The sequence below is a fragment of the Pseudomonas sp. NBRC 111133 genome (genome assembly GCF_001320605.1).
GTDB classification, from domain to species: Bacteria; Pseudomonadota; Gammaproteobacteria; order Pseudomonadales; family Pseudomonadaceae; genus Aquipseudomonas; species Aquipseudomonas monteilii.
The window spans coordinates 34786-43684 of record NZ_BCBJ01000108.1 but is presented as its reverse complement, the minus strand read 5'-3'; the positions used below and the strand labels follow the sequence as shown (position 1 = coordinate 43684).

The following is an 8899-nucleotide window of genomic DNA, read 5'->3' as shown; positions in this document are numbered from 1 at the left end:
ATGCACACCGTCTTCCAGCGTGGCGTACACCGACTTGCGCTTGCCGTCCAGCCGCAGCTGGGCCTGCAGTGCCATCCCCAAACGTTCGCCTGCATCCTGCTCGGCACCGGTCGGCGGGATGACGCCGTCGATCAACGCCAGATGGCTGACCCGGTCGGGCAAGGCGCCAGCCAGCTGCACCGAAATGATGGCCCCAAGCGAATGCCCCAACAGTGCAAAACGCTGCCAACCGAGCTGCTCGGCCACCCGCAGCACATCATGGGCATAGTCGGCCAAGGCATAACCGGCGCCAGGCGGGCGGTGTTCGGAGTAACCATGCCCGGCCAGGTCCAGGGCGACGATGCGCAGCCCTTTTAGCTGCGGTGCCAGGCGGGCGAAGCTGTTGGCGTTGTCCAGCCAGCCATGCAAGGCAATCGCCGGCAGCCCGTCCTCGGGGCCGAACAGGTGCGCGGCCAGCTCGATATGGCCCAGGCTCAGGCGGATTTCTTCGACGTGTGCGCTCATGCCTGACTCCAGCGGTCGAACAGGCCCTTGATCAGGCTGGCGGTGTCTGCAGGGCGCTCCAGCGGGAACATGTGCCCGCCCGGCACGCTGTGGTATTCACCCTGGGGCATGCCCCGTACGGCCAGGGTGTGGTGGCGGCGAATGACATTGCTACGGTCGCCGCGCACCATGGCCAGCGGCACCTGCAACTGCCGCGCGGGCGCCGGGCTGGTATGCGGGATGCTGCGGTAGATGCTGATTTCGGTAGCCGGGTCGAAGCGTAGCTGCAGGCCCTGCTCTGCCGCCTGCAAGCCGTGTTCGACATAGGCGTCGAGGCAGTCGGGATCGAAATGGCGGAACAGTGACTTGCCGGCGAAATAGTCCCGGGCGCTGTCGCGGTCATTGAACGTTTCGCGGCGCCCCAGCGTGCGCCCGGCCGGTGTGATACGGTCGATGAAGCCAAAACGCTTGGCGGTGCGCAGCAGCCATTGATCGGCGCGGGTGAGTACCGGCGAGTCGAGCATCACCACACCACGGTAGTACTCGGGGCAGCGCAAGGCAGCATGCAGGTGCAATACGCCACCCAACGAGTGGCCGCCCCCCCAGACCGGCTGGTCCTGTTGCGCCAGGTGGTGCAACAGTTCATCGACCAGGCTCTGCCAGTTGTCATTCACAGGAAAGCGTGGGTCGTGCCCATGCTGGGCCAGGTGCTGCACCTGGTAGTCCGGCGCCAGGGCGGCGAACAGCTTGCCATAGGTAGCCGAGGGGAAACCGTTGGCATGGGCGAAGAAGATCTGCTGCGGCATGGCGCCTGGTCCGGACGGAGGATGATGGCTCATTGTCGGCATCGGCGCCACGTTCGGCAACGTCCGGAAAGGTCATCGGCGAGGGCTATCAGGTCACGCCGACCGGTCGAAACTGGCCAGTGAACGGCGAAGGCAGGCTTGCATGTAGACCAACTGGCTTTCCAGCGCTTCGCGGGCCAGGCGCTGGTCCTGGTGGTCGAGTTGCAGGCGGCGCAGGGCCAGACAACTGGTTTGTAGCAGGTGAGAGACTCGCAGGCAGGCATCCTGCAGGGTGCGTAGGTCGTGCTCGCTTTGTTGCCTGGCGCCGGGCTCCAGATCGGGATTGCCCATCACCCGGTGCATCAGATGGTAAAGCTTGGCATCGGCCGATTCGCGTAGAAGGCTGTAGCGGGCAAAGTCGAGAGAGGCGCCCCGGTCAACCTGGTTGATGGTGGGTTGCAGGTCCAGGGAGCTCAACAGCTCCCACATCTCACCGCTCATCCACTGCTCCCTGCCTGATTGCTTTTGGGCAACGCTAGCAAGGCGCCGTCAAACGCGACAACTGGCAAAAATGCCAGTTGCCTTCCAGATAACCCGGGGCGCTTTGCGTCCCGGGTATCAAGCCGGCGAATTGATCGCCCGCAGCGTCATCAGCCCAGCAAGCGGCCAATCCCCTTCCAACTCGGCTAGGCTTGCAGTGCTCATGGCTGCCGGTTGCTGCTTGTGACCCTGTTCCAACACCCCGACCAAGGTCCCCACCAGCGGCTGGTGGCTGACCAGCAGTACATGCTCCAGGCCCAGCCGCTCGATTTCACCGATCACCTGCTGCACGTCACTTTCCGGGGTCAGCCAGGGCACGGTACGCACCGGCTCGCCGAAGCCCAGCGTGTCATGCACCAGCGCCGCCGTTTGCTGGGCGCGCACGTAGGGGCTGGCAATAATTGCCTGCAACGGCTGCCCGAGCAGGCGAGCAGCGCTGTGCAGCACCTGCTCGCGGCCATGGGCAGTCAAACGGCGTTCGGCATCTGTGTTGGCCTGTGACTCCGCTTCACCGTGGCGCAGTACCCACAGTTTCACAGCTTGGGTTCCTCGTCACGCACCGGGTGCGGGGCCGGCGCCACGGCATGCGCGGCTTCACCTTCCGGCGCGCGCGGCGCAGGCCAGTCAGAGAATGGCCATGGCTTCTGGTCGCTGTGGAAGCTACCAAAGCGGCCGATCTGTGCCAGGAACTGGCTCAGGCTGTCGCCGAAGTTCATCAGGCTGGCGCTGGGTGCGCCGTACACCAGACGGTAGATCAGCTGCACCAGCACCAGCCCGCCCAACAACAGTTCAGCCAGTTGCCAGACCACCAGGAACACCAGCATCCACAGCACCCGCAGGATGATCGACTCGCGCTGGGCGCGTTCGGGCGTATCGTTCATGTGTCGCTCCTTGCTCGTGTCAGAGCCGCCAAAGGCTCAGTTGAAACCGCTGATGGAAATGAAATCGACATCGGTCTTGGGTTCGGCGCGCATCAGGTGCTCGATCACCTGGTTCAGCGTGCGCCCTTCGAACAGGATGGCATGCAGGCCCGCCACCAGCGGCATGTAGACCTGCACTTCCTGGGCCTTGGCCTTGAGCACCTTGATGGTGTTGACGCCTTCGGCCACCTCGCCCAGGCGGTTGACCGCCTCATCCAGGCTTTGGCCCTGCCCCAGCGCGTAGCCAACCTGATAGTTGCGGCTCTTGGGCGAGGAGCAGGTGACGATCAGGTCACCGACACCGGCCAGGCCGAGGAAGGTCATGGGGTTGGCCCCCTGGCTGACGGCAAAGCGGGTCATTTCGGCCAAGGCACGGGTAATCAGCATGCTCTTGGTGTTCTCGCCCATGCCCAGCGCAACGGCCATACCGGCGATGATGGCGTAGACGTTTTTCAACGCACCACCCAGCTCGACACCAAAGCGGTCAGCGCTGGCGTAGACACGGAACGTGCGCCCATGCAGCACAGCCTGCACCTGCTTGCAGAGTTTCTCGTCCTCGCTGGCGACCACCGTTGCAGTCAGCGCGTGCTCGGCGATTTCTCGGGCAAGGTTAGGGCCCGATAACACGCCAATACGCGCTTCGGGGGCAATTTCTTCGAGTATCTGGCTCATCAGCTTGAAGCTTTGCGCTTCGATGCCCTTGGTCAGGCTGACCAGGCCCTTGCCACGCAGCAACTCGGCATGGGGCGCCAGCACGCTGCGCAGGGCGCTCGACGGCAGGGCAACGAAAATCAGCTCGCTGGCCTGCAAGGTCGCCAGCAGGTCATTGACCGGCTCGACGCCATCATGCAGCCGGATGCCCTTGAGGTAGCGCGGATTCTCTCGATTGACGCGCATGGCCTCGGCTTGCGCCGGGTCGCGCATCCATTGACGCACCGGCACACCGTTTTCCGCCAGCAGGTTCGCCACGGCGGTGCCAAAGCTGCCGCCTCCCAGAACTGCAACAGGTTGCTGTTCAGTCATATCCAATCCGTTAAAGCCAAAAATTAAGTGGCGACCCCGCCATTATACGGCTCGCCTGCGACAGAACCAGTCTCTGTTCCCGCGAAAGGGGCCGGCTCGCTCATGCAGGTCACTGGCAAATGCGCCACGGTCAGTTACCATGCCTGTTTCAATCCTGATACAAGGCCGCCCCGTGTTCCCTGGCACGCCCCCGTACCCGCGCCTGCCCATGCTCATGCTGACCGCTCTGCTCGGCAGCCCGGCTGTGGCCGACGACCTGTTCATTGACAACACCGATCTGCCCCAGGTTCTGACTGCCACACGCCTCAAACAATCCCCGGCGGCAGTCCCGGGTAGCATGACCGTGCTCGACAGCGAGCTGATCCGTGCCAGTGGCGCCCGCGACATCCCCGAATTACTGCGCCTGGTGCCGGGCATGATGATTGGCTACGGTGCCGGTAACCAACCCACGGTCAACTACCACGGCAGCAACGTCAACGACGCACGCCGCATGCAGGTACTGATCGATGGCCGCTCGGTGTACCGCGCGGGCCTGGCCACCGTGGACTGGAGCGACATCCCTCTGGCCATGGAGGATATCGAGCGCATCGAAGTGTTCCGCGGCCCGAACACCGTCAGCTACGGCGCCAACGCGCTGATGGCGGTGGTCAACATTCTCACCCGCAACCCTGCCGACAGCCATGGCACGCGGCTGAAGGTGACCCGCGGCCAGGATGGCATCAACGACTTCTACGCCAGCCACGGCTTTGGCTGGGACGGCGGCGACATACGCCTGTCGCTGTCCGGCCAGCAGGACGATGGTTTCGACGAAAACCAGTTTGGCCAGGACTACCGCGACAGCCGCCGGCTTACCCGCTTCAACCTCAGCGCCAGCCACAACCTTGCAGTGGACCAGACCCTGGAGTGGCAACTGGCGGCGAAGGAAGGCAGCAACCAGCGGCCTTATACCTATAAGCCGGTCTTCCCCTATGTCACCCAGCAAGGTGACAACGCTGACGTCAATGCCAAGGACTACGCGGGCTCGGTGCGCTGGAGCATCGACTTCAACCCTGAGCACAGCCTGTATGTTCAGGGCTCGGCGCAGCACTTCGACCGTCAGCAGGTCTGGCGTGCCTGCGATGCAGCGCTGTCATTCAGCCCCGAACTGACCCAGCTTTGGCAGATGAACCCCAATTTCGCCGAGCTGGTAGCGCGCGGCGCCAACAACCCACCTTCCAGCAACAACCCACAAGAGCAGGCCCTGGTCGATGCCATCAAGGATCAATGGAACGAACAGGGTGGTAGTCATGTGGTCTGCGGCGACGTGGACCAGAGCACCCGTGAAACCCGCTACGACCTGGAAATCCAGGACACCCTGAGCCTGACCGACAGCCTGCGCCTGCTCAGCGGCATAAACTACCGTTATGACCGGGCCGACTCGCAGACTTACTTCAACGGCAGCCTCGACGACCAGACCTGGCGCCTGTTCGGCCAGCTGGAATGGCGCGCCGACGAACACTGGATCCTGCAGGGCGGAGCTATGCTCGAAGACTCTCGCCTGTCTGGCAGCTCGCTGACCCCGCGCGTGGCGGTCAACTACCTGATCACCCCGCGCCATGGCCTGCGCGCCGTGTATTCCGAGGCCGTGCGCTCACCCGACATGTTCGAGAACAACGTCAACTGGAGCTACACGGTCAAGAACCTCACCCCCAATGCATTTGGTCTGCAGAATGGCGAGTACTTCGTCAAGACCCGTGGCCCCGGCGACCTCGAACAGGAGCGCATGCGCTCGCGCGAGCTCGGCTACAACGGCTACTTCAGCGACATCGACCTGAGCATGGATGTAAAGCTGTTCTACGACGAAATCACGGGAATGATCAGCGAGCCCTTGAAGAACAACCAGTACATCGCTAGCAACGCCAACAAGGCCCGTTTCAGTGGCAGCGAAGCACAACTGGACTGGCGCCCCACCCTGCGCGATCGCCTGCGCCTGACCTACGCCTACGTCGATGCCTGGGCCAGCAACCCCGACGACCGCCGCCTCAGCGCCCACAACAGCGGCTCGGCCGGATGGATGCGCGAATGGGGGGCGGGCTGGTCGAGCGCGCTGTTCTACTACGGTGACGATGCACTCAACCAGTACCGCTACGAGCGCCTGGACCTACGCCTGGCCAAGCGCTTTCGGGTGCATGGCAGTAACCTGGAGCTGGCGGCGCTGTGGCAGCAGCGGCTGGACGATGAACCCACCACGGCAATCCAGAACCGCTACGACAGCCGCCACCGCCTGAGCGTCAGCGCGGAGCTGGAGTTCTGATGGCCGTGTTGCTGCGCCTGCTGCTGTGCCTGTGGCCGCTCGGGCCATTGTCGGCCAGTGAGATCCTGCTGGTAGGGGCTGAGGATCAGCCCGGCATCCGCAGTTTTGTCGCGGCGCTGGAAAGCCGCCGACCGCATGACCATGTGCATTTTCTGACCACTGCCGAGCTGCCGCGCCCGAGCAAGCTCAAAGCGGACCAGCGCCTGATTCTGCTCGACAGCGCCGCGCTGGAGTGGCGCCTGGGTGAAAACGCCGGCCCACCGGCCCTGGCCATGCGGGTCAGCCGGGTACAGGCTGAACAGCGCCTGGGAAAGTCGCGCCCTGCGTTCCTTACCTTGTTGTGGAGCGACGCGCCGCTGGGCCGGCAATTACGCCTGACGCGCTACTTGTTGCCGCAGGCCCAGCGCATTGGCGTGCTGTACGGTGAACACAGCAGTTTCTTGCTCGACGAGCTGCGCCATGCTGCCCGCCCGATGGGCTTGGAGATCATTGCCCAGGACTGGTCCGACCCACGGGACAGCCGGCCGTTGCAGCACCTGCTGGGCAACAGCGATGTGCTGCTGGCCCTGGACGACCCCAACCTGTACAACTCCAAGACGGCGAAAAACCTGCTGCTGAGCAGCTATGGCCGGCAAATGGCATTGATCGGCCCGAACGCCGGGTTTGTGCGGGCCGGCGCCCTGGCCAGCACCTACAGCGATCAGGACGACTGGCTGGCGGAGCTCGACCAGCTGCTCGACCAGCCGCCAGCGCGCTGGCCACGCAGCCTGTACCCGGCGCGCTACGGCGTCAGTGGCAACCAGCAGGTGGCCCGCGCCCTGGGCCTTGAACCGATCGATCCGAACGCCGCTGCCAAAGCCCTGGCCGCAGGAGAGCCCACCCCATGAGCAAGCGCCTGAGCTGGGATATCCACACCCGCACCCAGATCATCAGCCTGGGCCCTGCCCTGCTGCTGACCTTGCTGTTGATCAGCTTCTTTACCTTCGTGCGCATCCAGGACTTGCGCCAGGAGCTCAATCACACCGGGCAACTGATCGCCAATCAGCTGGCACCGGCATCAGAGTACGGGGTGATTTCGGGCAACAACGAAGTGCTCGAAGGACTGATGCGGGCCACCCTCAGCATCCCGCACGTCCGCTTTCTGGAAGTGCAGGACAGCCGCAACCACATTCTGGTGTACGTCGAGCAGTCCGACGAAAGCGCCAACCGCGCGCAACAGGTTGAAGTGTTCCAGGCCCCCATCCGCCTGCAGCAAATCCGCCTGGACACCGACTTCCTGCAACAGGGCAAAGCCACCACCCCCGCTATCGGTGACGACTACCTGGGGCGGGTCATCGTTGGTATGTCCGATGACGCCTTCAGCCAGCGCCAGCAGGAGATCGTGATCAAAGCCGGCATCCTGGCGCTGTTCGCGCTGCTGTTCACCTTTTTGCTGGCGCGCCGCCTGGCCCTGAGCCTGGCCAAGCCTATCAGCGACATGGGCCATGCGGTAAAGGCCATTCAGCAAGGTGAGTACAACACCCCCTTGCCGGTGGTCGATGACAGCGAACTGGGCCACCTGGCACGCCACATCAACAACCTGGCCAGCGCCCTGGAAAAGGCCAGCGATGAACAGAAGCAGGCCATTGCCGAGCTGATTCAGGCCCGTGAGGAGGCCGAGCAGGCCAACCGCGCCAAATCCGACTTCCTGGCGATGATGAGCCACGAGCTGCGCACGCCGATGAATGGCGTGCTGGGTATGCTGCAGCTGCTGGAGACCACATCGCTAAGCACCGAACAGGCCGATTACACGGCGGTCGCCAGCGAGTCCACCGGGCATCTGTTGAAGGTCATCAACGACATCCTCGATTTCTCGCGCATCGAACGCGCCGCGCTGCAACTGGAACACATCGACTTCAACCTGGGTGAACTGATCACCAGCAGTGTCCAGTCGTTCCAGCACAGCGCCCAACAGCGCGGCCTGGGCCTGCACCTGCAACTGCCTGCCGGTATCAAGCAACTGCAGGTGAACGGTGACCCCACACGCATCCGCCAGATCCTGCTGAACCTGGTGGGCAACGCCCTGAAGTTCACCGAGCGGGGCCAGGTGCAGGTCGAAGCACGCTGGAAGGTGCTTGACCGGCAATTGATCTGGCTGACCTGTAGCGTGCGCGACACGGGCATCGGCATTGACAGTGCCCGGCTGGAAATGATGTTCGTCGCCTTCCAGCAGGCCGACAGCTCGATTTCCCGCCGTTATGGCGGCACCGGGTTGGGGCTGTCGATCGCCCGTACCCTGGCCGAGCGCATGGGCGGCAAGCTGCGCGGGGAGAGCCGCGAAGGCCTGGGTTCGACCTTTACCCTGGAGATGCCGCTGGCACTTGCCAGCCCTGCCCCCGTCCCGCTCGCGCCGCCAATGGCTGCACCAACGCCGGTTACCGACAGTGACCAGGTACTGCTGGTAGAAGACAATCCGGTCAACCAGAGTGTCATCGAGGCCATGTTGCGCAGCCTGGGGATGGCCGTATGCACCGCCGAGGATGGCCTAGAGGCGGTCGACCTGGTCGGCCGGCAACGCTTTGCCGCCGTGCTGATGGATTGCCGCCTGCCGCACCTGGACGGCTATGAAGCCACCCGGCGCATCCGGCAGTTGCCCAACGGCACCGGGCTACCGATCATCGCCTTGACCGCCAATGCCTTGCAGGGCGATCGGGAGCGTTGCATGGCCGCCGGCATGGACGACTACCTGAGCAAACCCTTGCGCCGCACCGAACTGCAACGGGTGTTGCAGCGCTGGTTGCCTGGTCGGACAACCGCGACTGGCGATAAATGCTAAAGTGCGGCAGTCTTAAACACTGGACAGGACCTTCATCGGA

Annotated in this window: 9 protein-coding genes; 3 read left to right on the top strand and 6 right to left on the bottom strand. The window is 63.8% G+C overall.

What is annotated here, in order from left to right; all coding sequences use genetic code 11:
• From APH36_RS24485 to APH36_RS24460, 6 genes are all read right to left on the bottom strand, one after another.
• Positions 1-504: alpha/beta fold hydrolase (locus APH36_RS24485; RefSeq protein WP_156342189.1), on the bottom strand; the 504-nt coding region annotated here is incomplete at its 3' end.
• A complete protein-coding gene (locus APH36_RS24480; protein ID WP_060500863.1) occupies positions 501-1289 on the bottom strand; it encodes an alpha/beta fold hydrolase in 789 nt (262 codons plus the stop codon). The genes APH36_RS24485 and APH36_RS24480, both read right to left, overlap by 4 nt.
• A 93-nt stretch (positions 1290-1382) precedes the next feature.
• Positions 1383-1757 (bottom strand): hypothetical protein, encoded by a 375-nt coding sequence (locus tag APH36_RS24475; RefSeq protein WP_060500865.1) that lies wholly within the window; start codon positions 1755-1757, stop codon positions 1383-1385.
• A 129-nt stretch (positions 1758-1886) separates the two neighbouring features.
• Complete coding sequence (gene sixA / locus APH36_RS24470; RefSeq protein WP_060500861.1) at positions 1887-2345, bottom strand: phosphohistidine phosphatase SixA; 459 nt, start codon at positions 2343-2345, stop codon at positions 1887-1889.
• Positions 2342-2689 carry a DUF4389 domain-containing protein gene (locus tag APH36_RS24465; protein WP_016711631.1) on the bottom strand — a complete coding sequence of 116 codons (348 nt, stop codon included), beginning with the start codon at positions 2687-2689 and terminating at the stop codon, positions 2342-2344. Before APH36_RS24465 ends, sixA begins: the two co-directional genes overlap by 4 nt.
• A gap of 36 nt (positions 2690-2725) precedes the next feature.
• On the bottom strand, positions 2726-3751 hold the full coding sequence (locus tag APH36_RS24460; RefSeq protein WP_060500858.1) for an NAD(P)H-dependent glycerol-3-phosphate dehydrogenase: 1026 nt from the start codon (positions 3749-3751) through the stop codon (positions 2726-2728).
• A gap of 139 nt (positions 3752-3890) precedes the next feature.
• On the opposite strand from APH36_RS24460, the gene APH36_RS24455 reads away from it, so the two are divergent.
• The 3 genes from APH36_RS24455 to APH36_RS24445 are packed head-to-tail and all read left to right on the top strand — an operon-like array spanning position 3891 to position 8859.
• Positions 3891-6044, top strand: a complete 2154-nt coding sequence (locus tag APH36_RS24455) for a TonB-dependent siderophore receptor (protein WP_177337134.1) — start codon at positions 3891-3893, stop codon at positions 6042-6044.
• Complete coding sequence (locus tag APH36_RS24450) at positions 6044-6931, top strand: ABC transporter substrate-binding protein (RefSeq protein WP_060500854.1); 888 nt, start codon at positions 6044-6046, stop codon at positions 6929-6931. Before APH36_RS24455 ends, APH36_RS24450 begins: the two co-directional genes overlap by 1 nt.
• Entirely contained in the window at positions 6928-8859 is a 1932-nt protein-coding gene (locus APH36_RS24445; RefSeq protein ID WP_060500851.1) for an ATP-binding protein, read from the top strand. The genes APH36_RS24450 and APH36_RS24445 overlap by 4 nt, the downstream gene beginning before the upstream one ends.
• Positions 8860-8899: the final 40 nt, after the last annotated feature.